This window comes from Fodinibacter luteus, from assembly GCF_039541575.1.
Lineage (GTDB): Bacteria > Actinomycetota > Actinomycetes > Actinomycetales > Dermatophilaceae > Fodinibacter > Fodinibacter luteus.
The window spans coordinates 53,276-78,448 of the sequence record NZ_BAABGM010000025.1; the positions used below are offsets into that span (position 1 = coordinate 53,276).

General features: G+C 74.4%; 28 protein-coding genes. 6 read left to right on the forward strand and 22 right to left on the reverse strand.

Going from position 1 to position 25,173, the window contains the following annotated elements; all coding sequences use genetic code 11:
* Positions 1-32: 32 nt before the first annotated feature.
* Positions 33-1,370 (reverse strand): glutamate-1-semialdehyde 2,1-aminomutase, encoded by a 1,338-nt coding sequence (gene hemL, locus ABD899_RS17205; protein WP_345208271.1) that lies wholly within the window; start codon positions 1,368-1,370, stop codon positions 33-35.
* Positions 1,371-1,395: 25 nt separating this feature from the next.
* Complete coding sequence (locus ABD899_RS17210; protein ID WP_345208273.1) at positions 1,396-1,881, reverse strand: MarR family winged helix-turn-helix transcriptional regulator; 486 nt, start codon at positions 1,879-1,881, stop codon at positions 1,396-1,398.
* Between the two features lie 169 nt (positions 1,882-2,050).
* Here ABD899_RS17210 and ABD899_RS17215 point away from each other — a divergent pair, with 169 nt between their 5' ends.
* Entirely contained in the window at positions 2,051-2,596 is a 546-nt protein-coding gene (locus ABD899_RS17215; protein WP_345208274.1) for a YceI family protein, read from the forward strand.
* A 243-nt stretch (positions 2,597-2,839) separates the two neighbouring features.
* Here the strand turns inward: ABD899_RS17215 and hemB are convergent, their stop codons facing one another.
* The 6 genes from hemB to ABD899_RS17245 all read right to left on the reverse strand — a co-directional run bounded on the left by hemB (position 2,840) and on the right by ABD899_RS17245 (position 9,461).
* Entirely contained in the window at positions 2,840-3,811 is a 972-nt protein-coding gene (hemB, locus tag ABD899_RS17220) for a porphobilinogen synthase (RefSeq protein WP_345208275.1), read from the reverse strand.
* Positions 3,811-5,430: a bifunctional uroporphyrinogen-III C-methyltransferase/uroporphyrinogen-III synthase gene (locus tag ABD899_RS17225; protein ID WP_345208276.1), complete on the reverse strand. Its 1,620-nt coding sequence runs from the start codon at positions 5,428-5,430 to the stop codon at positions 3,811-3,813. The genes hemB and ABD899_RS17225 overlap by 1 nt, the downstream gene beginning before the upstream one ends.
* Entirely contained in the window at positions 5,427-6,425 is a 999-nt protein-coding gene (hemC, locus tag ABD899_RS17230; RefSeq protein ID WP_345208278.1) for a hydroxymethylbilane synthase, read from the reverse strand. Before hemC ends, ABD899_RS17225 begins: the two co-directional genes overlap by 4 nt.
* Positions 6,422-7,732, reverse strand: coding sequence for a glutamyl-tRNA reductase (locus ABD899_RS17235; RefSeq protein ID WP_345208280.1), 1,311 nt, complete (start codon positions 7,730-7,732; stop codon positions 6,422-6,424). Before ABD899_RS17235 ends, hemC begins: the two co-directional genes overlap by 4 nt.
* Complete coding sequence (locus tag ABD899_RS17240; protein ID WP_345208282.1) at positions 7,729-8,394, reverse strand: redox-sensing transcriptional repressor Rex; 666 nt, start codon at positions 8,392-8,394, stop codon at positions 7,729-7,731. The genes ABD899_RS17235 and ABD899_RS17240 overlap by 4 nt, the downstream gene beginning before the upstream one ends.
* A gap of 164 nt (positions 8,395-8,558) precedes the next feature.
* Entirely contained in the window at positions 8,559-9,461 is a 903-nt protein-coding gene (locus ABD899_RS17245; protein ID WP_345208284.1) for a TetR/AcrR family transcriptional regulator, read from the reverse strand.
* A gap of 120 nt (positions 9,462-9,581) precedes the next feature.
* On the opposite strand from ABD899_RS17245, the gene ABD899_RS17250 reads away from it, so the two are divergent.
* Together ABD899_RS17250 and ABD899_RS17255 are read left to right on the forward strand one after the other, a co-directional pair.
* Entirely contained in the window at positions 9,582-10,523 is a 942-nt protein-coding gene (locus ABD899_RS17250; RefSeq protein ID WP_345208286.1) for an FAD-dependent monooxygenase, read from the forward strand.
* The gene (locus ABD899_RS17255) at positions 10,523-11,281 is read left to right on the forward strand and encodes a DUF4386 domain-containing protein (protein ID WP_345208288.1); all 759 of its coding nucleotides are present in this window, start codon (positions 10,523-10,525) and stop codon (positions 11,279-11,281) included. The genes ABD899_RS17250 and ABD899_RS17255 overlap by 1 nt, the downstream gene beginning before the upstream one ends.
* Here ABD899_RS17255 and ABD899_RS17260 read toward each other — a convergent pair.
* The 6 genes from ABD899_RS17260 to ABD899_RS17285 form a co-directional block, all read right to left on the reverse strand.
* Complete coding sequence (locus ABD899_RS17260; RefSeq protein WP_345208290.1) at positions 11,218-11,481, reverse strand: glutaredoxin family protein; 264 nt, start codon at positions 11,479-11,481, stop codon at positions 11,218-11,220. The two genes, ABD899_RS17255 and ABD899_RS17260, sit on opposite strands and share 64 nt — an antisense overlap.
* Positions 11,481-13,184, reverse strand: coding sequence for a lysophospholipid acyltransferase family protein (locus ABD899_RS17265; RefSeq protein WP_345208292.1), 1,704 nt, complete (start codon positions 13,182-13,184; stop codon positions 11,481-11,483). Before ABD899_RS17265 ends, ABD899_RS17260 begins: the two co-directional genes overlap by 1 nt.
* The gene (locus ABD899_RS17270) at positions 13,184-14,233 is read right to left on the reverse strand and encodes an SDR family oxidoreductase (protein ID WP_345208294.1); all 1,050 of its coding nucleotides are present in this window, start codon (positions 14,231-14,233) and stop codon (positions 13,184-13,186) included. The genes ABD899_RS17265 and ABD899_RS17270 overlap by 1 nt, the downstream gene beginning before the upstream one ends.
* Before the next feature lie 129 nt (positions 14,234-14,362).
* A complete protein-coding gene (locus tag ABD899_RS17275; protein ID WP_003792170.1) occupies positions 14,363-14,461 on the reverse strand; it encodes a 30S ribosomal protein bS22 in 99 nt (32 codons plus the stop codon).
* 149 nt (positions 14,462-14,610) lie between these two features.
* Positions 14,611-14,811, reverse strand: coding sequence for a helix-turn-helix domain-containing protein (locus tag ABD899_RS17280; protein WP_345208296.1), 201 nt, complete (start codon positions 14,809-14,811; stop codon positions 14,611-14,613).
* Positions 14,812-15,029: 218 nt separating this feature from the next.
* A complete protein-coding gene (locus ABD899_RS17285) occupies positions 15,030-16,220 on the reverse strand; it encodes an acetoin utilization protein AcuC (protein WP_345208298.1) in 1,191 nt (396 codons plus the stop codon).
* Between the two features lie 72 nt (positions 16,221-16,292).
* On the opposite strand from ABD899_RS17285, the gene ABD899_RS17290 reads away from it, so the two are divergent.
* Positions 16,293-16,961, forward strand: coding sequence for a potassium channel family protein (locus ABD899_RS17290; protein WP_345208300.1), 669 nt, complete (start codon positions 16,293-16,295; stop codon positions 16,959-16,961).
* Between the two features lie 35 nt (positions 16,962-16,996).
* Here the strand turns inward: ABD899_RS17290 and ABD899_RS17295 are convergent, their stop codons facing one another.
* From ABD899_RS17295 to ABD899_RS17330, 8 genes are all read right to left on the reverse strand, one after another.
* The gene (locus ABD899_RS17295; RefSeq protein WP_345208302.1) at positions 16,997-17,524 is read right to left on the reverse strand and encodes a GNAT family N-acetyltransferase; all 528 of its coding nucleotides are present in this window, start codon (positions 17,522-17,524) and stop codon (positions 16,997-16,999) included.
* Positions 17,517-18,101 (reverse strand): GNAT family N-acetyltransferase, encoded by a 585-nt coding sequence (locus ABD899_RS17300; protein ID WP_345208304.1) that lies wholly within the window; start codon positions 18,099-18,101, stop codon positions 17,517-17,519. The genes ABD899_RS17295 and ABD899_RS17300 overlap by 8 nt, the downstream gene beginning before the upstream one ends.
* The gene (proC, locus tag ABD899_RS17305; protein ID WP_345208306.1) at positions 18,094-18,894 is read right to left on the reverse strand and encodes a pyrroline-5-carboxylate reductase; all 801 of its coding nucleotides are present in this window, start codon (positions 18,892-18,894) and stop codon (positions 18,094-18,096) included. The genes ABD899_RS17300 and proC overlap by 8 nt, the downstream gene beginning before the upstream one ends.
* Positions 18,895-18,962: 68 nt before the next feature.
* Positions 18,963-19,913 carry a proline dehydrogenase family protein gene (locus tag ABD899_RS17310; protein WP_345208308.1) on the reverse strand — a complete coding sequence of 317 codons (951 nt, stop codon included), beginning with the start codon at positions 19,911-19,913 and terminating at the stop codon, positions 18,963-18,965.
* 131 nt (positions 19,914-20,044) lie between these two features.
* Entirely contained in the window at positions 20,045-20,785 is a 741-nt protein-coding gene (locus tag ABD899_RS17315; protein WP_345208310.1) for an ABC transporter permease, read from the reverse strand.
* Positions 20,782-21,567: an ABC transporter ATP-binding protein gene (locus ABD899_RS17320; RefSeq protein ID WP_345208312.1), complete on the reverse strand. Its 786-nt coding sequence runs from the start codon at positions 21,565-21,567 to the stop codon at positions 20,782-20,784. Before ABD899_RS17320 ends, ABD899_RS17315 begins: the two co-directional genes overlap by 4 nt.
* 46 nt (positions 21,568-21,613) lie before the next feature.
* Positions 21,614-22,402 (reverse strand): sugar phosphate isomerase/epimerase family protein, encoded by a 789-nt coding sequence (locus ABD899_RS17325; RefSeq protein WP_345208456.1) that lies wholly within the window; start codon positions 22,400-22,402, stop codon positions 21,614-21,616.
* Between the two features lie 51 nt (positions 22,403-22,453).
* Positions 22,454-23,380, reverse strand: coding sequence for a Ppx/GppA family phosphatase (locus ABD899_RS17330; protein ID WP_345208314.1), 927 nt, complete (start codon positions 23,378-23,380; stop codon positions 22,454-22,456).
* Positions 23,381-23,426: 46 nt separating this feature from the next.
* Between ABD899_RS17330 and ABD899_RS17335 the strand changes: the two genes are divergently transcribed.
* Positions 23,427-24,371 carry a DUF3109 family protein gene (locus ABD899_RS17335; RefSeq protein WP_345208316.1) on the forward strand — a complete coding sequence of 315 codons (945 nt, stop codon included), beginning with the start codon at positions 23,427-23,429 and terminating at the stop codon, positions 24,369-24,371.
* On the forward strand, positions 24,368-25,150 hold the full coding sequence (locus ABD899_RS17340; protein WP_345208318.1) for a class I SAM-dependent methyltransferase: 783 nt from the start codon (positions 24,368-24,370) through the stop codon (positions 25,148-25,150). Before ABD899_RS17335 ends, ABD899_RS17340 begins: the two co-directional genes overlap by 4 nt.
* Positions 25,151-25,173: the final 23 nt, after the last annotated feature.

Consider the following 25,173-nt stretch of genomic DNA (forward strand, 5'->3'; position numbering starts at 1 on the left):
CCAGACGGCGCGGCGGACCGGAGCCGAGCGCGTCAGCTCCCCGAGGCCGCGGCCCGCGCCGCCGCGGGCAGGGCAGCGACGACCCGCTCGACCGCGGCGTCGTCGTGCGCACCCGAGACGAACCACGACTCGAACGCACTCGGCGGCAGGTACACCCCCGCGTCGAGCATCGCGTGGAAGAAGCGGCCGAACGCCGCGGCATCCTGCGCGCGCGCGTCGTCGTAGGTGCGCACCTCGCCCTCACGGAAGAACACGGAGAACATCGAGCCGGCCCACTGCACGCGGTGCGGCACCCCGGCATCCGAGAGGGCGGCGGATGCCGCGTCGGCGATCGCGCGCGCGACCTCGCCGAGCCGGGCGTAGAGGGCGTCGTCGCAGGCGCGCAGCGTCGCCAGCCCGGCGGCGGTGGCGACCGGGTTCCCGGACAGGGTGCCGGCCTGGTAGACGGGCCCGTCCGGCGCGAGGAGGGCCATGACGTCGGCGCGGCCGCCGAAGGCCGCCGCGGGGAAGCCGCCACCCATGACCTTGCCGAAGGTCATGAGGTCGGGGGCGACGTCGACGCCTTCGTGGCCCCACCACCCGGCCCGGCCGACGCGGAACCCCGTCATGACCTCGTCGGAGACGAGCAGCGCCCCGTGCTCCGCGGTGACCCGGCGCAGCGCCTGCGTGAACCCCGGCTGCGGGGGGACGACGCCCATGTTCCCCGCCGCCGCCTCGGTGATGACGCAGGCGATCTCGCCCCCACGGGCGGCGAAGACCGCCTCGAGCGCGGGCACGTCGTTGTACGGCACGACGATCGTCTCGGCGGCCATCTCCGCCGGCACGCCGGCCGAGTCGGGCAGCGCGAACGTCGCGAGGCCGGAGCCGGCGCTGACGAGGAGGGAGTCGACGTGCCCGTGGTAGTGCCCGGCGAACTTGACGACGAGCGACCGCCCGGTGAAGCCACGCGCGAGGCGGATGGCGCTCATCGTCGCCTCCGTGCCGCTCGAGACGAGGCGCACCCGGTCGACCGGCCCCACGCGGTCGACGATCTCCTCGGCGAGGAGCACCTCGTTCTCGCTCGGCGTCCCGAACGAGAAGCCCCGCCCCGCCGCGTCGCGCACGGCCTCGAGCACCGCCGGGTGGGCGTGCCCGAGGATCATCGGCCCCCAGCTGCACACGAGGTCGACGTACTCGCGCCCGTCGACGTCCGTGAGCCACGGTCCCCGCCCGCTCGCCATGAACCGCGGGGTGCCGCCGACGGCCCGGAAGGCGCGCACCGGCGAGTTGACCCCGCCGGGCGTCACGGCGCGGGCGCGCTCGAGCAGGGCGGCGGATGCCGGGGCGTCGCCCGGCTGGGACAGGGGGCTCGTGGGGTCGGCGGGCGTCACCGCCCCATCCTCGCAGCCGACCGGCTCAGGAATGGGCGCCGGCCGCTCGGCACTCGGCCGCGTAGGCCTCGCGGACCGCCGTCATGGCGTCGCCGAGCGCCGCGAACTGCTCGGGGGTGAGCACGTCGACGAGGTGCCGGCGCACGCTCTCGACGTGGACGACGGCGAACTCGGTGATCGCCCGTCGCCCGTCCTCGGTGAGGCGGAGCAGCACGCCCCGGCCGTCGTCGGGAGCGGGCGTGCGACGCACCCAGCCGCGCCGCTCGAGGCGCACCGCCGTGTGGGTGACCCGGCTGCGCGACTGGACGATGAGCGCAGCGAGCGCCGACATCCGCAGCTGGCCCGTCGGGGCCTCGGACAGCATCGAGAGCAGCTCGTACTCCGGCAGGCTGACGCCGACGGCGTGCAGGTCGCGGTCGAGGGCGACGTCGAGCTCGCGGTTGCCCCGCAGGTAGGCGCGCCACGAGCGCTGCTCGGCCTCGGTCAGCCACCGCGGTTCCTCGCTCGCCATGGGCTCATCGTTCCACGTCGGGGTCACCGCCCGCCGCCGGTTCGGGCATCCGGCGCCGGCCACGGGACGGGAGCGCTTGTCCCACATCGTGAGACGGCGGAATGCCAGCGGCCTCGCGGTTGGTTGAACAGTCAACTACCGTGGCACCACCGACATCAAGGAGCACGACATGACGATCACCGACACCACCCTGAAGGGCCTCGGCACCGGCACCTGGGCCATCGACCCCACCCACACCGAGGTCGGCTTCGTGGCCCGCCACCTCATGGTGAGCAAGGTCCGTGGCTCGTTCGACGACGTGTCCGGCACCGTCGTCGTCGCCGACGACGTCACCCAGTCCGTCGCCGACGTCACGATCAAGACCGCCTCGGTCTCCACCGGCACGGCCGACCGCGACGCCCACCTGCGCGGCGAGGACTTCTTCGACGTCGAGAAGTTCCCCGAGATGAGCTTCCGCAGCACCTCCTTCGACGGTGAGACCCTCATCGGCGAGCTCACGATCAAGGGCGTCACCAAGCCGGTCACCCTCGACGTCGAGTTCAACGGTGTCGCCACCGACCCGTGGGGCAACGAGAAGGCCGCATTCGAGGCCGAGGGCGAGCTCAACCGCACCGACTGGGGCCTGACCTGGAACGCGGCCCTCGAGAAGGGCGGCGTCCTCGTCTCCGAGAAGATCAAGCTCGTCCTCGACGTGCAGCTCGCCAAGCAGGCCTGAGCTCCGTCCCCCGCTCCGGATCCCTCCTCCGGAGCACCGCGGCCGCCGTCCTCCCCGACCGGGGCAGGGCGGCGGCCTGCCCGTCTCCCCGTACCGCTGCACCCCTGCACCCGCACCCCTCCCTCTCGCGGAGTCAGGAGCACTGCGCGGAGTCAGGGGCGTCTACGGCCCTGACTAGGCGGGGACCTCCTGAGCCCGCGAACTGCTCCTGACTCCGAGGATCCGGATGCCGGGTGGCCGGCCTCAGAGCCGGGTTGCCGCCTCGAGGGCGTAGTAGGTGAGCACGACCTGCGCCCCGGCCCGGCGGATGTTGACGAGGCTCTCGAGCATGACCCGGTCGCGGTCGACCCAGCCGCGCTCGGCCGCCGCCTCGACCTGCGCGTACTCCCCCGAGATCTGGTACGCCGCGACGGGGACCGGCGACATCGCCGCTGCCGCCGCGATGACGTCGAGGTGGGGGCCGGCGGGCTTGACCATGACGATGTCGGCGCCCTCGGCGATGTCGAGCTCGAGCTCGCGCAGCGCCTCGGTGCCGTTCGCGGGGTCCTGCTGGTACGTCGCCCGGTCCCCGACGAGCGAGGACTGCACCGCCTCGCGGAACGGGCCGTAGAGGCCGGAGGTGTACTTCGCGGCGTAGGCGAGGATCACCGTGTCGGGGTACCCCGCGGCATCCAGCGCAGAGCGCACGAACCCGACCTGACCGTCCATCATCCCGGAGAGCCCGAGCACGGCCGCCCCGGTGCCGGCCTGGGCGAGTGCCATCGACGCGTAGCGCTCGAGCGTCGCGTCGTTGTCGACCGAGCCGTCGGCGGCCAGGACCCCGCAGTGGCCGTGGTCGGTGAACTCGTCGAGGCACAGGTCGGCCATGACGACGAGGTCGTCGCCCACCTCCTCGACGAGCCGGGACAGGGCGACGTTGAGGATGCCGTCCGGCGCGTCCGCGCCCGAGCCGCGCGCGTCCTTGGCCTGGGGCACGCCGAAGACCATGATCCCGCCCAGGCCGGCGGCGACGCAGCGCCGGGCCTCGTCGACGAGCGAGTCGAGCGTGTGCTGCACGACCCCCGGCATCGCCGAGATCGCGACGGGGGTGTCGATGCCCTCACGGACGAAGACGGGCAGGACGAGGTCGGCCGGGTGCAGCCGCGTCTCGGCAACGAGCCGGCGTAGGGCCGGGGTGCGTCGCAGCCGGCGCGGTCGCGCGGACGGGAACCCCATCAGGTGGCCCGGCGGCGACCGCCGGGCCGGCGCTGGCTCGGGCGCAGCACGGCCTCGCCGGCCTCCTGCGCCGCGAGCGCGAGCGAGCGGCCGTGGTCGGCGAGCGCGTCGACGAGCGCGTCGGCGGTCGCCTCCGGGGCGAGGACGTCGACCCGCAGGCCGTGCTCCTCGGCGGTCTTCGCGGTCGCCGGGCCGATGCACGCGACGACCGTCGTCGGGTGCGGCTTGCCGGCGATCCCGACGAGGTTGCGCACCGTCGAGCTCGAGGTGAAGAGCACCGCGTCGAACGAGCCGTTCTTGATGGCGTCGCGCACCTCGGCCGGCGGCGGGGCGGCACGCACGGTGCGGTAGGCCGTGACGTCGTCGACCTCCCAGCCCATGTCCTGCAGGCCGGCGACGAGGGTCTCGGTGGCGATGTCGGCCCGGGGCAGGAAGACCCGGTCGATCGGGTCGAGGTCGGCGTCGAAGGCCGGCCACTCCTCGAGCAGGCCGCGCGCCGACTGCTCGCCCGACGGCACGAGGTCGGGCGTGATACCCCAGTCGCGCAGCGCCTGGGCGGTGACCCCGCCGACGGCGGCGACCTTGAGGCCGGCGAACGAGCGGGCATCGAGCCCGAACTCGTCGAACTTCTCGCGGATGGCTCGCACCGCGTTGACCGAGGTGAAGCCCACCCACTCGTAGCGACCGGTGACCATCCCCTTGACGGCCCGCTCGAGCTGCTGCGGCGTGCGCGGCGGCTCGACCGAGATCGTCGGCACGACGGCGGCGTGGGCCCCGTGGTGCTCGAGGCGGGCGATCGTGGACGCCGACTGCTCCTTCGTGCGCGGCACGAGCACCTGCCAGCCGAAGAGCGGCTTGGTCTCGAACCACGAGAGCGTCTCGCGCATGGTGACAGTGGACCCCACGACGGCCAGCACGGGGAAGCGGCCGTCGGCCATCGTCTCGCCGGCGGCGTCGAGCGTCGTCGTGATGGTGCGCTGCTCGGTCGTCGTGCCTCGCTCGGTCACGGCCACCGGGGTCGACGCGTCGCGACCGGCGGCGACGAGCGCGTCGAGGGTCTGCGCGGCCTTGTCGGGCGGGCCGATGACGACGACGGTCACGGTGGGGTCGACGGCACCGGACAGGTCGGTGCCGCGGGCGCCGGCGACGACGACGTGGATGCCGGTCGAGGCGCTCGACGTGAGCGGCACCCCGGCGTAGGACGGCACGGCCGTCACCGAGCTGACGCCCGGCACGACCTCGAAGGGGATGCCGGCCCGCGCGCAGGCCCGGGCCTCCTCGGCGAGGCCGTTGAACACGGCGGGGTCGCCGTCCATGAGCCGCACGACGAGGCCACCGGGGTGGGCCTTGGCGGCGCGCACGACGAGCTTGGCGCGCGAGGCGTGGGTCAGCCGCTCGCCGTGGTCGCCGTGACCGGCGTCGACGACGTCCACCTCGGGACGGCACCAGCGCTCGACGACGGCCTCGCGGGCGACCTGGTCGATGACGACGGCGTCGGCCGTGGCGAGCAGCTCGCCGGCCCGCACGGTGAGCAACCCCGGGTCGCCGGGGCCGGCGCCGACGAAGGCGACGCGAGCGGGGGTCTTGGTGGATGGGGTGGTCGAGCGCGTGGGGCTCACGGTGCATGCTCCGTTGCGATGGGGTCGGTCGTGGGCAGCGGGGTCGTCGGGTCGGTCGGGGACGCAGCCGGCGGCTCGGCGCCGGTCATGAGGTCGGCGGCGCCGTCGTCGAGGAGGAGCCGGGCGAGCCGGCGCCCGAGGGCACCGGGGTCGCCGGGGTCGCCGACGAGGGAGCGCCGCAGGTCGGCGGTGCCGTCGGGGGTCGTGACGACGGCGCGCAGGGACAGCTCGGGGCTTTCGAGCCCCTCGACGACCTCGGCGAGGGCGCCGACCGGCGCCGAGCACCCCGCCTCGAGCTCGGCGAGGAGCACCCGCTCCGCCGTCGTGCACGCTCGCGTGTCGGCGTCGTCCAGCGCGGCGACGGCCGCAGCGGTCGCCGCATCGCCGGCGCGGACCTCGACGGCGAGTGCCCCCTGGCCGGGTGCCGGCAGCATCTGGAGCGGGTCGAGCAGCTCGGTGGCCTCGTCGATGCGGCCGAGGCGGCGCAGCCCCGCGGCGGCGAGCACGACGGCATCCAGCCGCCCCTGCGAGACCTGGCGCAGCCGGGTGTCGACGTTGCCCCGCAGCGGGGTCACGACGAGCCCGAGCCCGAGCGCCTCGAGCTGGGCACGACGGCGCGGCGACCCGGTGCCGACGGTCGCGCCGGCGGGCAGCTCGCCGAGGGTGAGGCCGTCACGGGCGACGAGCGCGTCGCGGGGGTCCTCGCGCGTCGGGACGGCAGCCACGGTCGTCGACTCGTCCGGGGCCGTCGGGAGGTCCTTGAGCGAGTGCACGGCGAGGTCGACCCGCCCCTCGGCGAGCGCGGCGCGCAGGGCCGAGACGAACACCCCGGTGCCCCCGAGCCGGGCGAGCGGGGTCGTGCGGTCGCGGTCGCCCTCCGTCGTCACCTCGACGAGCTCGACGTCGTGGCCGAGCGCCCGCAGCCGGTCGGCCACCCACGACGACTGGGTCGTCGCGAGGGCGGAGCGGCGGGTGCCGAGGCGCAGCACGCTCACGTCTCGTCCCCGGGGATCGCGGGCGGGGCGGACACGAGCGAGACGTCGCGCGGGTCGAGGTCGAACAGCTCGCTGAGGGCCCGGGCGTAGCTGCCGCCCTGGCCGTCGCGGGCGAGCTCCTTGACCCGGACCGTCGGGGTGTGGAGCAGCTTGTCGACGACCCGCTCGACGGCGCGTCGCACCTCGGCGCGCTCGGTGTCGCTGAGGTGGGGGGTACGGCGTTCGAGGCGACGCAGCTCCTCCTCGACGAGCTCACCGGCGTGGGTGCGCAGTGCGGTGACGGTCGGGGCGACGGCCTCCGCCGAGCGGGCGAGGAGGTACGCGGCGACCTCCGCGGTCACGAGGTCCGCCGCGTCCGCGACCTGCGGGGCCGACCCGGCGTCGGCGAGGTCCTCGCCGAGCTCGGCGAGCCCGACGCGCGTCGCGCCCTCGAGCTCGGCGACGGCGAGGTCGATGTCGTGCGGCAGGGCGAGGTCGACGTAGACCTGGGGGCGTCCCTCCCTGGCCCCGAGGGCGTCTCGGACGTCGTCGGCGAGGACGACGACGCCGGGCGCGCCGGTCGAGGAGATGACGACGTCGGCCTCGGCGAGGGCGGCCCGCAGCTCGGCGAGCCGGCGTGCCGACCCCCCGACCCGCTCGGCGACAACCCTCGCCCGGTCGTGGTTGCGGTTGGCGACGACGACCGTGCGGGCTCCCACCCGGGAGACCGTCGCCGCCGCGAGGGCGCCCATCCCACCGGCGCCGACGACGAGCACGGACAGCCCGCCGAGGTCCCCGAGCTCGGTCTCGGCACGGCTCAGCCCGGCCTGGACGAGCGATCCGCTCACGAGGTCGATCCCGGTCTCGGTGTGCACGCGCTTGGCGACCCGCAGCGCCTGCTGGAAGACGCCGTTGAGGGCCGGCCCGACGTGACCGTGGGCCTGGGCGCGGGCGAGCGAGCGGCGTACCTGTCCGAGGATCTGGGCCTCGCCGACGGCCATCGAGTCCAGGCCGGACGCGACGGTGAACGCGTGGGCGATGCCGCGCTCCTCGTAGTGCACGAACAGGTGCGGCTGCAGCTCGGCCCGGTCGACGCCGCACCGCTGCGCGAGGGCGACGGTGATGTCGGTGAGTGCACCGTGGAAGGTCAGGCACTCGGCGTACACCTCGGTGCGGTTGCACGTCGAGACGACGACGACCTCGGTGACGTGCTCGGAGCGCAGCACCTCGGCCTCGAGCGCGGTGCGCGCGTCGGGGTCGAGCGCGACGGACTCGAGGAGCGAGAGCGGGGCCCCGTGGTGGGACAGCCCGAGGACGACGAGGCTCACGGGGCGACGACCTCCTCGACCGCGACCCGCTGTCCGTGGAAGGCGAGGATCTGCAGCTCGGTCGACAGGTCGACCTTGCGCACGACGACCCCGTCCGGGACGGCGATCACCGCGGGGGCGAAGTTGAGCACCGACCGCACGCCCGCCGCGACGAGGTCGTCGCACGCCTGCTGCGCCCCGTCGGACGGCGTCGCGATGACGCCGATCGCCAGGCCCTCCTCGGTGACGAGGGCGGGCAGGTCGGCCATCGGCCGCACCCGCTGGCCGGCGACCTCCTCGCCGACGACCCGCGGGTCGCCGTCGAGGAGCGCGATGACCCGGAAGCCCCGCTCGGCGAAGCCACGGTAGGCCGCGAGCGCCCGCCCCAGGTTGCCCATCCCGACGATGGCCACCGGCCAGTCCTGGGTGAGGCCGAGGGCGGAGGTGATCTCGGAGGCGAGCCGCTCGACGTCGTAGCCGACCCCCCGCACGCCGTAGGAGCCGAGGTGCGACAGGTCCTTGCGCAGCATCGCCGAGCTCACGCCGGCCGCGGCGGCGAGCTCCTCGGAGCTCACGGAGGCGATGCCGTCGCGGGCGAGGGAGGTCAGCGCCCGCAGGTACCCGGGGAGGCGGGCCACCGAGGCCTCCGGGATCTCCCGGCGGGCGGTCGCTGCGGCGGACACGGGCGGTCACCGACTCCTTTCGCGCACTCCGCGAAGCCGGTGGAGGACGGGGGTCGCACGCTTCAGGGCGGCCCGGCTCGCGGGTGAGACCGTCAGCGTACGGTCATGTGAACGCCCGCACAAAGTCGTGTTGGACCCCGTGAGACTCCTCACTCCCGGGTGTGCTATGGGCGCCGGGCAGCGTCCGACCGCCCGGTGCGCGCCGCGGGTGGCGGTGCGGCCGGGAGGCCCAGCCACCCGGCCGCACGCTCCACCTCGGCCTCGAAGACCGCGCCCCGCCGCTCGTCCTCGACGGCGCCGGTGAGCTGCCCGAAGAGCTCGAAGGAGACGGCACCGAAGAGCCAGGTCCACGCCATGAGCCCCCCGAGCGCCCGCTCGTGCGTCGTGCCCGGCCCCAGGAACGCCACGAGGGGGGCCAGCCCCTGCGCGGCGCCGGGCGAGAGGTGGGGGTCGGGGACCGCGGCGTCGACGGCATCCACGGTGCCGGTGCCGGCCGCGGTGCCGGTGTCGGCCGCGGTGCCGGTGCCGGCCGCGGTCTCGGCGTCGGCCGCGGTCTCGGCGTCGGCCGCGGTCTCGGTGTCGGCCTCGGCCTCGGCCTCGGTCTCGGTCTCGGCGCGGACGATGTCCTGGAGCAGGAGGGCGAGGAGGCGGGTCACCCGCGTCGCCGGCCCGACGGTGTCCTGGGGTGCCGAGTAGCCCGGGACGGGCGAGCCGTAGACGAGCGCGTAGAGCGACGGGTTCTCGAGCGCCCAGGTGCGCACCGTGCCGGCGATCGTCCGCCAGCGCGCGAGCAGGTCACCCCGGGGCACGAGCGCCTCCGCGGTCTCGACCGCCCCGCCGAGGGAGTCGTAGGCGTCGATGATGAGCGCGGTGAGCAGGGCGTCGCGGTTGTCGAAGTAGCGGTAGACCGCGGACGAGACCATCCCGACCTCTCGGGCCACCGCGCGCAGCGACAGCCCCGCCACCCCCTCCTGCGCCAGCTGCCGTCGGGCGGCGTCGAGGATCTCGGTGCGCATCTCGGCGCGAGCCCGCTCCCGCACGCGCTGGGCTCGCCCGGTGGTCGCCATGGGAGCCAGTCAAGCACATCCGGTGAGCAGTGCCCTGTCGAGAGAGCAATGCTCTTGCACTTCTCGGCTCATGGGTGTTCACTGATCACAACAGAGAGCACTGATCACAAGGAGACCGTCATGAGCACCCATCTCGTCGTCGGAGCGGGGCCGGTCGGCACCCGCACCGCCCTGCTGCTCGCGGAGGCCGGCGCCTCCGTCCGCGTCGTCACGCGGTCGGGAGGGGGACCGGACCACCCCGCGGTCGAGCGGGTCGCCGCCGACGCCTCCGACGCGGCGCGGATGCGCTCGCTCGCCACCGGCGCCGTGGCCGTCTACAACTGCGCCAACCCCGCCTACACCCGGTGGGACACCGACTGGCCGCCCATCGCGGCAGCCCTGCTCGACGCGGCGGCATCCTCGGGCGCGGTGCTCGCCACGGTGAGCAACCTCTACGGGTACGGGCGGGTCAGCGGCCCCATCGGCCCGGACACCCCGCTGGCTCCGTGCGACCACAAGGGGGAGGTCCGGGTCCGCATGTGGCGGGACGCCCTCGCGGCCCACGAGGCCGGTCGCGTGCGCGTGGTCGAGGTGCGCTCGAGCGACTACGCCGACGCCGGGAGCAACTCGCACCTCGCGCGCAACGCCCCTGCCGTCCTCGAGGGGCGCACGGCGTGGGTCCTCGGCGCGGCCGACCAGCCGCACAGCTGGACGACGACCCACGACACCGCGCGCCTCCTCGTCGACCTGGCCGGGGACGACCGGGCGCACGGGCGGGCGTGGCTCGTGCCGACGGCGCCGCCACGCACCCAGCGGGAGGCGCTCGCCGACGTCGCCGGCGCTGCGGGTGTCGCGACGCCCCGGGTGCGGGTGCTCGGCCCGAGGGCCCTGCGCGCGGCCGGGGTGGTCGCCCCCATGCTCCGGCAGCTGTCCGGAACCGCCTACCAGTTCACCGCCCCGTTCGTCGTCGACGACGCGGCCACGACCAGCCACGTCGGGTGGGGGCCGGAGGACTGGGACGTCACCGTGGCCCGCGTCGTGCGGGCCGCGCGGACCACCACCGTCCAGGCAGGGGCACGGTGATGCGCCGGCCGGCGGGAACGGGCGCCCTCCTCGTCGCCTCGGCGGTGCTCAGCCTCGGCGGCTACCTCGTGCTCGGCACGCAGTTCGGGTGGCCGGCCGTGCTGGACGACCCCGGGACGAGCGCGCTCGACGCCTTCGTCGAGGCCCAGGCGTGGGTCCGCTTCGGCTTCTACCTCTTCCTCCTGGCGAGCCTGCTCCTCATCCCTGCCGCCGTCGGCCTGCACGACCTCATCGGCCGCCACTCCCCGGCCTCCGTCTCCGTGGCCGTCCTCGGCATCCTCGGCGCCTTCGCCCAGATGCTCGGGTGGGTGCGGTGGCCGATCGCCGTGCCCGGCCTCGCCGACGCCTGGACCGACGCTGCTGCGACCGCCACCCAGCGCGAGGCCACGGCTGCGGCGTACGACGGCCTCAACGGGTATGCCGGGGGCGCGCTCGGCGAGCACCTGGGCTGGCTGCTCCAGGGCATCTGGGCGGTGGGGGTCGCCATCCTCCTGCTCCGGTCGCGCCGCGTGCCGAGGTGGTTCGCCCTCCTCGGGCTCGGCCTGGCCGGAGCGTGGGCCCTCGCGGTCCCCACGGCGACCGCCGTCGGCCTCGCGACCCTGGAGTTCTGGGGACTCAACGTCTACACCGCGTGGTACCTGTGGCTGCTCGCCCTCGGGGGGCTGCTGATGGGTGCGTCGCGGGGCGGCGAGGGTCAGCGCGTGCCGGGCGGCACCGAGAGCGCCGCCCGCAGCCGGGCCTCGTCGACCCGCCAGTAGTCGTGCTGCCGCCCGTCGACGAGCGTGACGGGGATCTGGTCGGCCCACCGTTCGCGCAGCTCGGGGTCGGCGTCGACGGAGCGCTCCTCCCAGCCCACACCGAGCTCGGCGCTCACCCGCTCGACGGTCGCCCGGGCGGTGTCGCACAGGTGGCACCCCGGACGGCCGATGAGCGTCACGCGGACCGGGGCCGGGTGCATCAGAAGAACACCGACCGACGCTGCATGAGCAGGGTGTACAGGGTCTGCTGGATCGTCTCGCGGACCTGGTCGGTGAGGTCGAAGACGAGCATGGGGTCGTCGGCGGCGCCGGCACCGTGGGTGTCGGTGGGGATCGGCGCACCGAACTCGATGATCCACTTGCTCGGCAGCGGGATGAGCCCGAGCGGCCCGAGGAGCGGGAAGGTCGGCGTGATCGGGGCGTACGGGAGGCCGAGCAGCCGGGCGATGGTGCCCATGTTGCCGAGGATCGGGGCGATCTCCTCGGCCCCGACGACCGAGCAGGGGATGATCGGCACCTGCGCGCTCAGGGCCGCGGCGACGAACCCGCCCCGCCCGAACCGCTGCAGCTTGTAGCGCTCGCGGAACGGCTTGCCGACCCCCTTGAAGCCCTCGGGGAAGACGCCGACGAGCTCACCCTGGCGGAAGAGCCGTTCGGCGTCGTCGTTCGTCGCGAGGGTCGAGCCGGACCGGCGGGCGATGGTGCCGAGGAAGGGCGTCTGGAAGACGAGGTCGGCGCCGAGGGCGCGCATGACCCGTCGCTGCGGGTGCTCGTCGTGGATCGCGAGCTGCACCATGAGCGAGTCGATGGCGATCGTGCCGGAGTGGTTGGAGACGACGAGGGCCCCGCCGTCGGAGGGGATGTTCTCGATGCCCCGCACCTCGACGCGGAACCAGCGCCGGTAGATGGGGCGCAGCATCGGGTAGAAGACGTGCTCGGTGAAGTCGGCGTCGTAGCCGAAGTCGTCGACCTCGTAGTCCCCGTCGACGCGGCGGCGGATGTAGGCCAGTACCTGGGCGATGCGCCGCTCGACGTCCTCGGGTGCGACACCGGCCGCCTCGGCGCCGAGCCGGAGCATGCCGACGACGGCGTCGAGGGCGTCACCGACATCGGGCAGGGGCAGGCCGGTGCGGGCAGGGGCGTCGTGCACCGTGGGGTCGAGCGGGGGCTCGGCGATGCGCAGGTGCGGGCGCCGGCCCGTGGCGTCGCGGCGGGCCTTCTCGCGCGGGTCGAGCCGTGGCCGGCGGGGGGTTTCTCCGGATGCCGTGGGCCCGGGTCGGGTGCGTCGCTCACCCGCCTGCCGGGATGCCGCCCGCGACGGGGCGGAACGCACCTGCGGGGCGGGGCGGTGCGGGCGGCGCACCGCGTCCGTCCCGACATCCCCTGACGGCTCGGTGCCGGCACCGGACGCCGCCGTCGTCGCGTCCGCCGTCGTCCTCGAGGTGTCCGCCGTCGTCGTCGCATCGGCTGCCGTCGTCGCGTCCGCCGTCCTCGCGGTGTCCGCCGTCGTCCGCACGGGCGCCCGCGTCGGGGTCGGGGCACCCGCCGTCGTCGACGGGGTCGGCCGCCTCACGGCCTGCTGCGCGCCCTTCCCCTGCTGCGCGCCCTTCCCCTGCTTCGCACCCTTCGCCTGCTGCGCGGCCTTCCCCTGCTTGGCGGCCTTCGCCTGCTTCGCGGCGCCGGGCTTCCTCGCCGCGGGGCGCGTGCCCCCTGCCGGCTGCTGACCGGGCGGTCGCTTCGTCCCGCTGGCCGTTCCGGCGCCGGGGCTCGTCACCTCGGCGTCGCCCTCGGCTCCCGCGGGCACGACCGGCTCGGCGCCGATGAGCGGGGTCGCCCGTCGCCGGGCCCGCTCCCCCGACGCCCGCGCCGCGCCCGCGGCGAGTGCTCCCGGTCGGCTCGCCATCAGTGTCCCCGTCCGGCCCCGAGCAGGCCGAGCACGGCCTGGCTCGCCGTGCCGGCGACTCCGCTCACGGCATCCCCGATGACCGCGACGGCGGGGACCGCCGGCCCGACCGTGCGGGCGAAGTCCTCGAAGGCCCCGCGTGAGGTGAACCGCGGGTCGAAGCCCAGGGTGCGGCGCATCCGGGTCGTGTCGAGGCCGCGACCGAACGCGAGGAAGGACATCTGGTCGGGCGAGAAGTCGGCGAGCCCGACGCGGCGTGCGAGCCCACCGACGAGGCCGGCGGTCTGCAGCGGCATCGGCACGACCGGGCGGCCCACGATGGCCGCGGCCTGGAGCACGGTGACGACGCCGTCGCCGGCGAGGTTGACGACGCCGGTGGCGTCACCCGTCGTCGCGAGGACGAGGGCGTCGATGGCGTCGTCCTCGTGGACGAACTGCATGCGGGCGTCGTAGCCGAGCGGCACGGGGATGACCGGAAGGTTGAAGTAGTCGGTGATCGACGTGCGGATCCTCGGGCCGATGATGTTCGCGAAGCGCAGGGTGAGGATCTCGGTGTCGGGGCGGCGGCGGGCGAAGCCGCGCACGTACCCCTCGACCTCGATCGAGTCCTTGCCGAAGCCGCCCGACGGGGTGCGCTTGGCGCCCATGTCCTCGGTGAACATCGCCGGGTCGCGCGGCGTGGAGCCGTAGACGGCGGCGGAGGACTTGACGACGAGCCGCCGCACGACGCCCGACTTCTGGCACGCCGCGAGCAGCTGCATCGTGCCGATGACGTTGATCTCCTTCTGCGGGGTGCGCCCCCCGACGAAGGTGGGCGTCGCGATGACGTTCATGTGCACGACCGTGTCGACGCCCGTGGACTCGATGACCCGCGAGATCATCGGGTTGCGGATGTCGGCCCGCACGAACTCGACCCCGCCGATGTCGTGGACCGGGGGGATGACGTCGACACCGACGACCCGATCGACGGAGGGGTCGGCGCTGAGCCGGCGCGCGAGCAGGCCCCCGAGGTACCGGGACACCCCGGTCACGAGCACCACTGACCCCACGCCCTTGCTCCTCACGTCACGACCGTCGTCCCCGACCCTACCCAGCGCTGCGCCGGGCCGACAGGCTGGCCCGGTACGACAAAGGCCCCCTCGGTGCGGGGACCTTTGAAGTGCAGAGGTGACGCGAGGTCACTTCTTGTTGCGGCGCTGGTGGCGCGTCTTGCGAAGGAGCTTGCGGTGCTTCTTCTTCGCCATCCGCTTGCGCCGCTTCTTGATGACTGAACCCATGGGATGTCCTCGTCGCTGGTGCGTCTGGTGCGGCTGCCCACCCTACCGGCACGCGCGCGCCGCCCCCAAACCGTCGCCGGCCGACGCAGCCGCGAGGGGCGGCCCGACGTGCGGGCCGCCCCTCGCGGACACAGGGTGTCGCGGTGCGATCACGCGGTGTCGACGAACGAGCTGCGCAGGTAGGCGTGCACCTCGTCCTCCGGCACCCGGAAGGACCGACCGACGCGGATCGCCGGGAGCTCCCCGGCGTGGACCATGCGGTAGACGGTCATCTTCGAGACGCGCATGATGGCGGCGACCTCGGCGACGGTGAGGAACTTGACCTCGCCGAGCTGACGCTCCGTGGACATCGTGACCTCGATCTTCTGCCCGTCCACAGCGCCGGGACGCCCCGGCATTCCCTGCGGTCGTGCAAGCGCAACCATAGGGGCAGTTGTGACCACTGGGGAAGGGAATGGGCGACATTGGCGCCCGCTGTCCACTCGACACGCCGCCCTTCCCCCGACTTCTTGCACATCACCCACGCGGGCGGGCGGCCAGGACGCCGGTTCGCGTGGGTGATCCGCAGTCAGTCGAACCAGGGGTCGAGGCCGTGGTGGCTGAAGACGGCCTGCCGGGTGGCGAGGATCGCTCGGTCGACCGGGTTGTCGGGGTTGTGGCCCATGTTCCACGGCTGCACCCAGATCGGCAGCCGCTCGGCGGGCAGGTCACCCATCCGGCTCGGCGCCTGCCGGCCGAGTGACCGTTCGACGTGCCCGAGCCACTCCTGCGGCACCGCCGTGTCGCTCGGCACCGGCACGTGCGCGGCGATGGCGGTCAGGTGCGTCCACGAACGGGGCACGACCTCGACGAGCTCGTACCCGCCCCCGCCGAGCGCCACCCACCGGCCCTGCGTCGTCTCGTGGGCGAGGTCGTGGACCGACTCGTGGGCCCGCCGCTGGCCGTCGACGGTGATGGCGAGGTGGGCCAGCGGGTCGTGCATGTGCGTGTCGCAGCCGTGCTGGCTGACGAGCACGTCGGGCTTGAAGGCCCGCACGAGCGGGTGCACGACCGACTCGATCGACCGCAGCCACGCGGCATCCCCCGTCCCCGGCGGCAGCGCGACGTTCGCGGCACCCCCCCGCGCCGAGGGGCCACCGACGTCGGCCGGCCACCCGGTGCCCGGGAAGAGGTGCTGCCCGCTCTCGTGGACGGAGATGGTCAGCACCCGGGGGTCGTTCCAGAACATCCGCTCCACGCCGTCACCGTGGTGGACGTCGATGTCGACGTAGGCGACCCGCTCGGCGCCGTTGTCGAGGAGCCACTGGATGCCGACCGCGATGTCGTTGTAGATGCAGAAGCCCGACGCGTGGGTGCGCATCGCGTGGTGCAGCCCACCGCAGAAGTTGACGCCGTGGTCGATCTCGCCGCGCCACACCTGGCGGCAGATGTCGAGGGTGCCCTGGACGATGCGCGCCGAGGCCTCGTGCATCCCGCGGAAGGCCGGGTCGTCGTCGGTGCCGAGCCCGCGGTTGACGTCGGCCGCCGACGGGTCGTCGGAGGCCGCGCGCACCGCCCGGATGTACGCGCGGTCGTGGACCGTGGCGAGGACGTCGTCGCCGGCGACGTCGGGGCTGAGCAGCTCGACGTGGTCGAGCACGCCGAGGGCCCGCGAGAGCCGGGTCGTGAGGTCGAGGCGCACGGGTGCCATCGGGTGCGTGGGTCCGAAGTCGTACGCCGTGAAGACCTCGTCCCAGACGACGCTCGTCCGTGGGGCCATGGCTGCACGCTACTCCCGGCAGCGCGCGTGGCAGGCTTGTGTCCCACGACTCCCCGTGAGAGAGGCACCAGGATGGCTCGCAGCACCGCCCACGAGGACGACGTGCTCGTCATCGGGCTCGGCCGCTTCGGGGCGGCGGCGGCCCTCGAGCTGCGACGGCTCGGCCACAAGGTCACCGCCATCGAGAAGGACGGCTTCCTCGCCGAGCGGTTCCTCGGGCGGATCACCCACGTCATCCACGGCGACGCGAGCGACGTCGGCGTCATCCGCGACGCGAAGGCCGGGCGCTTCCCCATCGCCGTCGTCGCCATCGGCTCGTCGGTCGAGGCCTCGGTGCTCGCCGCGGCCAACCTCGTCGACGCCGGGGTCCAAGACATCTGGGGCAAGGCGCTCTCACCCGAGCACGCGCGCATCCTCGACCGGATCGGCATCCACCACATCGTGCGCCCCGAGGCCGACACCGGGCGCCGGGTCGCCCACCTCGTCGGCGGCCGGATGCAGGACTACATCGAGTTCGACGACGGGTTCGCGATCGTCAAGATGCGCCCCCCGAGCGAGACGATCGGGTTCACGCTCGAGCAGAGCGGCATCCGCAGCAAGTACGGCGTCACCGTCGTCGGGGTCAAGGCGCCGGGCGAGGACTTCACGTATGCCGTGCCGTCGACGAAGGTCTCGGCGCACGACGTGCTCATCGTCAGCGGCCCGACGACACTCATCGAGCGCCTCGCGGCGCGTCCCTGACGACCGGCGCGGCCCTGACGAGCGGGCCGGGCGGGTCAGAGCTGCGGGATGCCGCCCCGGTCGCCGGAGAGCGGGAGCGTCATCGCGAGCTCCTCCTCACCGTCGTCCTCGGACACGACCCGCATCGGCCGGCGCTCGGCGGTGGGCCGGAACCCGAACCCGCTCGCGAAGGCGACGGCGCGGCCGTTGTCGGTGCCCACCCAGTACAGGAGCTGGCGCTTGCCGGCCGCAGCCGCGCTGCGTGCCCCGGCGCGCACGAGCGCCGTCGCGACCCCGGTGCCGCGCGCCTCGGGGTGCACCCACAGGCCGAAGAGCTGGGCCGCCTCGGGCTGGTCCTCGTTCGCGGAGCCGACGCTGGCGATGCCGAGCGCCCGGCCGTCGCGCTCGGCGAGCAGCCGGGTCGAGCGTTCCATCCGGTGCCGCCAGAACTCCTCGGGCTCGGCGGACTCCTCCTCGTACGACGCGACGAACGCATCGGGCGACTCCTGCAGAGCGGTGAGGCGCACAGCGCGGTAGCGCTCCCAGTCGTCGGCCCGCAGGGGGCGCACCGTGATGTCACTCATGGCGGCCACTCTCCCACGGCCCCTCCCCGCCGGGGCAAGCCGGGTCGGTGAACTCTCGGAGATGCGCCGCGAGGTCGAGCACCATCGACTCCTCCGTGACCGACGCGTCCCAGGGCATCGCCTCGACGACACCGGTGGGCCGGAAGCCGAGCCGGGTGTAGAAGGCCCAGGCCCGGGTGTTCTCGTGGGCGACGTCGAGCGTGACGCGCCGGATGCCGGCATCCGCGGCCGCCAGCAGCGCGGTCCGCACGAGCCGCTCGGCGACGTCGGTGCCCCGGGCCACCGTGGCCACCCACATGCCGATGAGCGTCGTCTCGTCGGCGGGCTGGTCGTCGGCCCGCCAGAGCCCCACCGTCCCGACGGGCCGGTCGCCGTCGAGCGCCAGCCACGCGGTCACCTGCTCGGGGAAGCGCCGCCACTCGTCCTCGGTTCGCCCTGCGACCTCGGTGTACGTCGACCAGAAAGCCCGCGGGCTGTCGATGAGCGCCGCGATCCGGACGTCGCGGTAGGTCCGCCAGGACGGCGCCCCGACCCGCTCGACCCGGATGCCGCCGGTCGGCCCCACGGCCTCAGTCACCGGCGAGCTCGCGGGAACGGTTGGCGGCGGCCTCCATCGCGCTGATGAAGGCGGCACGCACCTTGTGGTCGTCGAGCATGCGCAGCGCCGCCGCGGTCGTGCCGCCGGGCGAGGTGACCTGCTCACGCAGCACGGTCGGGTGCTGCCCGGTCTCCTTGATCATCGTCGCCGCACCGAACAGGGTCTGGACGACGAGCTCGGTGGCGGTGCTGCGCGGCATCCCGAGCACGACCCCCGCCTCGATCATCGCCTCGACGACGTAGAAGATGTAGGCCGGGCCGCTGCCGGAGATCGCCGTGACGGCGTCCTGGAGCTTCTCGGGCACCTCGAGCACCTTGCCCGTGGCCGCGAGCAGCGCCTCGGCCTCGCGCAGGTGCGCGGGGTCGCAGTGGGCGCCGGCGCTCACCGCCGCCATGCCCTGGTCGACGAGCGCCGGGGTGTTCGGCATGACGCGCACGACGGCGCGCCCCTCGGGCAGGCGCGACTCGAGGTAGGTCGTCGTGATGCCGGCCGCGAGGCTGACGACGAGGTTGCCGTCGGCGACGTGGTCGCGGATCTCGGCGAGCAGGCCGCCCATGTCCTGCGGCTTGACGACGAGCACGAGCGTGTCGGCGAGCGCCGCCGCCTCCGGGTTGTCGAGCACCCGCACGCCGTAGCGCTCGGTGAGCTCGGCGGCCCGCTCGGGCCGGCGCTCGGTGATGACGAGCTCGTCGGCGGCCCTCCCGGACCGGAGGAGCCCCGACAGCAGGGTCTCGCCCATGACGCCGGCACCGAAGATCGCAACCGTTCCCATGGCAGGTGAGTATGCCGGGTGTCAGGTCGCGGGCTCGCGCGGGTTCTCGTGGCGTCGGCCGGCCGGGGTCAGTCGTTCGTGGCGAGGGAGCGCAGGAAGAACTGCAGGTTCGCAGGGCGCTCGGCCATCCGCCGGACGAGGTAGCCGTACCAGTCCTCGCCGAACGGCACGTAGACGCGCATCTGGTGCCCCCGGTCCGCGATCCGCTTCTGCTCGTTCATCCGGATGCCGAGGAGCATCTGGAACTCGTAGGAGTCGGGAGAGCGCCCGTGGTGCCCGGCGAGGGCCTGGGCGATGTCGAGCAGGCGCGGGTCGTGGCTCGCGACCATGGGGTAGCCGTCGCCGGCCATGAGGACCTTGAGGCAGCGCACGTAGGACAGGTCGACGTCGTCGCCGTCCTGGTGGGCGACCGACGGGGGCTCCTTGTACGCGCCCTTGCACAGCCGCACCCGGCTGCCCGCGGTCGCGAGGTCGCGGCAGTCGGCCTCGGTGCGGTGCAGGTAGGCCTGGAGCACCGCGCCGACCCACGGGAAGTCCACGCGCAGGGCGCGCAGCGCCTCGAGGGTGCGGTCGGTCGTCGTGTGGTCCTCCATGTCGAGCGTCACGGTCGTGCCGGCCCGGGCGGCCGCCTCGCAGATCGCGCGGGCGCTGTCGAGGGCGATGGCGTCCCCGTCGGCGGGCAGGGCCTGGCCGATCGCGCTCAGCTTGACGCTCACCTCGGCGGCCCCGTACGCCGCGAGGTCGGCCGCCGCGAGCGCGTCGAGGAGGCGGACGTAGGTGTCGCGGGTCGCCTCGGCCCGGGCCCGGTCGGTCGTGTCCTCACCGAGGTAGTCGAGGGTCGCGAGCCGGTTCGTCGTGCGCAGCTCGGCGGTGACCGCGACGGCCTCGTCGACGGTCTCGCCGGCGACGTAGCGGGCGACGACCCCACGGCTCATCGGCGCCCGGACGACCATGCCACGCACGAGGTCGGAGTCGGACAGCTGGAGCATCGCCGCGCGGAGCAGGTCACTGGGGTCCATGGCGAGAGGCTAGCCGTGGTCGTGACGGCCCGGGGAGCCGGATGCCGCGCCGTCGCCGCCGGAGCGGCGGCTCCCTCGCGATCATCCGGCTCTCGGGGTCCCGCGGCCGGGCCAGGGGCTCCGGTGGACGGTCAGGGGGTCCGGCGCCGCAGGGTGAGGCTGCCCAGCGCGAGGGAGAGCACGATCCACAGCGCGATGAACCCCAGGCTCGGCAGGACGTCGGCGAGCGGGTCGGCCTGCACGGTGACGTCCTTCATGGCGTCGACGGCGTACGACAGCGGGAGCACGTTCGAGACCGCCTCGAGCACGGGCGGCAGCTGGTCGCGGGGCACGAGCAGCCCGCAGAGCAGGAACTGGGGCAGCACGAACGCCGGCATGAACTGCACGGCCTGGAACTCGGTGCGGGCGAAGCCGCTCGCGAGCAGCCCGAGCGCCGTGCCGAGCACGGCGTCGAAGAGCGCGATGACGACGAGCAGCGGCAGCGGCCCGGCGATGTCGAGGCCGCACACCCACACGGCGAACCCGGTGGCGACGAGGGCCTGCACGACCGCGACGGCACCGAAGGACAGGGCGTACCCGAGCATGAGGTCACCCTTGCCCAAGGGTGTCGTGAGCAGCCGCTCGAGTGTCCCCGACGTGCGCTCGCGCAGGGTGGCGACGCTCGTGACGATGAACATGACGACGAAGGGGAAGACGCCGAGCAGTGCCGGGCCGATCCGGTCGAAGACGTCGATCGGGGAGTCGACGTAGATCCAGGCGAGCAGCCCGAGCAGGACGCACGGCACGACGAGCATGAGGGCCAGGGTGCGGTGGTCGCCGCGCAGCTGCCGCAGGATGCGGCCCGCGGTCGCGAGGGTGATGCCGGCGTTCACGCGGCACCCCCGAGGCCGTCGCCCTCAGCGGGATGCGCGGCATCCGCTGCGTCGGCAGCGTCCGCGGCGTCGATGAGCGCGAGGAAGGCCTGCTCCGCGTCGACGGCGCCCGTCATCTCGAGCAGCTCGGGCAGCGTCGAGTCGCTGAGCACCCGGCCGTCGCGCAGGAGGATGAGCCGGTCGCAGCGCACCGCCTCGTCCATGACGTGGCTCGACACGAGCACGGTGCGCCCCGCCGCCGCGAGCCGCCGGAACAGCTCCCACAGGTCCCGGCGCAGCACCGGGTCGAGCCCGACGGTCGGCTCGTCGAGCACGAGCACCTCGGGGTCACCGACGAGGGTGCAGGCGAGGTTGGCTCGCGCCTCCTGGCCCCCGCTGAGGTTCTCGACGCGGGCGTTCGCGTGGTCGGTGAGGTCGACGGCCGCGATGGCCCGGTCGACCGCGTCGCCGCCGATGCCGAGGACCCGCGCGAAGTACCCGACGTTGTGCCGCACCGACAGGTCGCGGTAGACGCTCGGCGCCTGGGTGAGGTAGCCGACCCGGTGCCGCAGCGCCGGCGACCCGGCATCCTCGCCGAGCACGGTGACCCGTCCGCCCGCCACGACCTGGACGCCGACGACGGCCCGCATGAGCGTCGACTTGCCCCCACCGCTCGGGCCGAGGAGCCCGACGACCTCGCCGTGCGGCACCCGGATGCTCAGGCCGGGCAGGACGGTGCGGGCCCCGCGGACGACCCGGAGGTTCTCGACGACGATCGCGTCGCCGTCGGCGTTATTCGTCATGTGATGAAATATGCCACCGGGCGGGCGCAGGATCAAGCGTGACGGCTCAGCCGAGCGAGGCGAGGTGGAGCCGCGCGAAGGCGAGCGCCTCGGCGAGGTCGAGCTCGCGCTGCGCCTCGGTGGCCCGGCGGGTCGCGACCTCGACGACGACGTGCCCGGCGAAGCCCTGGGCCGCGAGGGTCTCGAGCACCTCGCCGCACGGCTGCGTCCCTCGGCCGGGCACGAGGTGCTCGTCGCGGGGCGACCCCACCCCGTCGGCGAGGTGGAGGTGGGCGAGCCGCGGGCCGAGCCGGCGGACCATCCCCATCGCGTCCGAGCCCGCGGTCGCGGTGTGCGACAGGTCGAGGGTCACGTGGTCGTACGGCTGCGGCACCGGGTCCCAGTGGGGGAGGTAGGCCTCGACCTCGCGCGAGCGCGGGGCACGCCACGGGTACATGTTCTCGACGGCGAGCCGGATGCCGCTGTCGTGCTCGCGCAGCGCGACCCCGTCGACGAAGTCGCGGGCGTACTCGCGCTGCCAGCGGAACGGCGGGTGGAGCACGACGGTGTCGGCGTCGAGCTCGGCGGCGAGCCGGATCGACCGGTCGACCTTGCCCCACGGGTCGGCGCCCCAGACCCGCTGGGTGACGAGCAACGTCGGTGCGTGGACCGACAGCACCCGGATGCCGTGCAGCTCGGCGAGCGTGCGCAGCGCACCCGCCTCGCGGGTGAGCGGGTCGGTCCAGACCATGACCTCCACCCCGTCGTAGCCGAGCCGCGCGGCCAGCTCGAAGGCCGCGGCGCAGCCCTCGGGGTAGACCGAGGCCGTCGAGAGCCCGACGAGCGCGCGCGGCACGTCGACCGGTCGGGCCCGACCGGTCCCGCCGCGGGAGCGGGTGGCCACCGCTCAGCTCATCCTGTCGAGGTGGCGCAGGATGATCCCCTCGCGCAGGGCCCACGGGCAGATCTCGAGCCGGTCGATGCCGAGGAGGTCCATCGTGGCCTCGGCGACGATGCCCCCCGCGAGCAGCTGGAGCGAGCGCGACGCCGAGACGCCGGGCAGGCCGGCCCGCTCGGCGGCGCTCATCACAGCGAGTCCGGGGAGGCGCTCGGCGAGCACCTCACGCTCGAGAACGCGCGGGGCGTACATCCCCTCGGCGCTCGGTGCCGCGCCGCAGACCCGCGCGAGCGAGCGCATCGTCTTCGACGTGCCGACGGCGTGGTCCCGGGTGCCGGCCTTGGCGAGGGGCCGCAGCTCGGCCGCGATCGACGCCCGCACGAGCCGACGGGCCTCGCGCACGGCATCCGGGCGCGGCGGGTCACCGGCGAGCAGCTCGCGCGTCACCCGCCCCGCGCCGAGCGGCAGCGAGACGGCGACGTCCGGGTCCTCGTCCATGCCCTGCGCGAGCTCGAGCGAGCCGCCGCCGATGTCGGCGACGAGCAGCGTGCCGGCCGACCAGCCGAACCAGCGGCGCGCGGCGAGGAAGGTGAGCCGCGCCTCGTCGGCGCCGCTCAGCACGTCGAGGACGACGCCCGTGCGCTCCTTGACCTCGTGGAGCACCTCGGTGCCGTTCGGGGCCTCGCGGATCGCGCTCGTGACGAACCCGCTGAGGTCCTCGACCCCCTGGTCCTCGGCGAGGCCGAGGCACTCCTCGACGAAGGCCGCGAGGCGGTCGCGTCCCTCGTCGGCGATGAGCCCGTCGTCGGTGACGTGCTCGGACAGGCGCAGCTCGATCTTGTGCTTCGAGGCGGGCAGCGGCTGGGCCCCGGGGTGGGCGTCGACGACGAGGAGGTGGACCGTGTTCGATCCGACGTCGATGACCCCGAGGCGCATGCGCCCAACGTAGTCGCTGCCCGAGGGCGCCCATAGGGTGGGGCGCGTGCCCGAGACGCCGCTCGACATCCCCCGCACGTGGGCCGAGCTCCCCGACCCGGCGAACCCGGAGCAGCGGTTCCGGGTCGACCTCACCTGGCTGACGTCGAGCTGGACCTGCATCTTCGGCGCGGGCTGCCGGGGCATCTACGCCGACCGCCCCGACGACGGGTGCTGCACCCTCGGAGCGCACTTCACCGACGCCGACGACCTCGAGCGGGTGGGGGCGGTCGTCGCCGAGCTCGGCGAGGACGAGTGGCAGCACCACCCGGGGCGCGGGCGGCACGGCGACAAGGACCCGGCCCGGCCGAAGGCCTGGACCGAGAAGGAGGGCGACGCGCGCAAGACGAAGGTCGTCGACGGTGCGTGCATCTTCCTCAACCGCCCCGGGTTCCCCGCCGGCGCCGGCTGTGCCCTGCACCAGCACGCCGTGCTCACCGGGACCCCGCCGCACGAGGCGAAGCCCGACGTGTGCTGGCAGCTGCCGATCCGGCGGTCGTACCGCACCGTCGAGCGGCCCGACGACACCTCCTACCTCGAGGTGACGATCGCCGAGTACGACCGCCGCGGCTGGGGGCCCGGTGGCCACGACCTCGACTGGTACTGCTCGTCGAACACCGAGGCGCACGTCGGGGCCGAGCCGGTCTACCGCAGCAACCGGGCCGAGCTCACCGCCCTCATGGGCCACCAGGCGTACGCCGCTCTCGTCGTGCGCTGCGAGGCGCACCTGGACACCGTCAAGCGGGCGCGTTCCGCCGGTGGGCGCGCCCTCATCCCGTTGCTCGTCCACCCCGCGACGGTCGAGGCCGGCACCGTGGGGGGCCGCCGTACCCGGGTGCCGCGCAAGCGCACCGCCCCGCCGCCCGGGGCCAACGAGCCCGCGCGCCCCGTCGCCGAGGGTCCGGGCCGGGCGGCCGGCGCCACCGCGAAGAAGCGCCGCTCGTCGTCGTGATCCGCAGCCCGAACATCTGGGACAACCCGGACGTCTACGAGCTGGAGAACCTGGCGTCCGACCGCGCCGGGGTCATCGACGCCACGATCGAGGCCCTCCACCCCCTCGCCGGGTCCACGGTGGTCGACCTCGGGTGCGGCAGCGGCTTCCACCTGCCCCGGTTCGCCGCCCGGGGCGCCCGGGTCGTCGGCGTCGAGCCGCACCTCCCCCTCGTCGAGCGCGCCCGGGCTCGGCTGGCGCAGGCTCGGCCGGCGCAGGCTCGGCGGGCCGGGGCTCGACCGGCGGGGACGGGCGACGGTGGGCCGACGGGGGCGGCCGACGGTGGGCCGACGGGAGCGGCCGACGGTGGGCCGACGGCATCCGTCGTGGCCGGCGACGCCGAGGCGATCCCGCTGCGCGACGACGCCGTCGATGTCGTGCACGCCCGCTGGGCCTACTTCTTCGGGGCAGGCTGCGAGCCCGGGCTCGCCGAGCTGGCGCGCGTCCTCCGGCCCGGTGGCACGGCCTGCCTCGTCGACAACGACGCGACCCGATCGACCTTCGGGGGTTGGTTCCGTCGCGCCTACCCCGCGTACGACCCCGTTGCGGTGCAACGGTTCTGGGACCGCCAGGGCTTCACGACCGAGCACCTCACGATCCACTGGACGTTCGACCGCCGCGAGGACCTCGAGGCGGTGACGCGGATCGAGCTCCCGCCCGCGGTGGCGTCGGAGGTGCTCGACGCGCATGCGGGGCTCACCGTCGACTACGCGGTCGCCCTGCGCTGGCGGCGCTTCTGACCCCTGCTCCCCTCGCCGTGGGT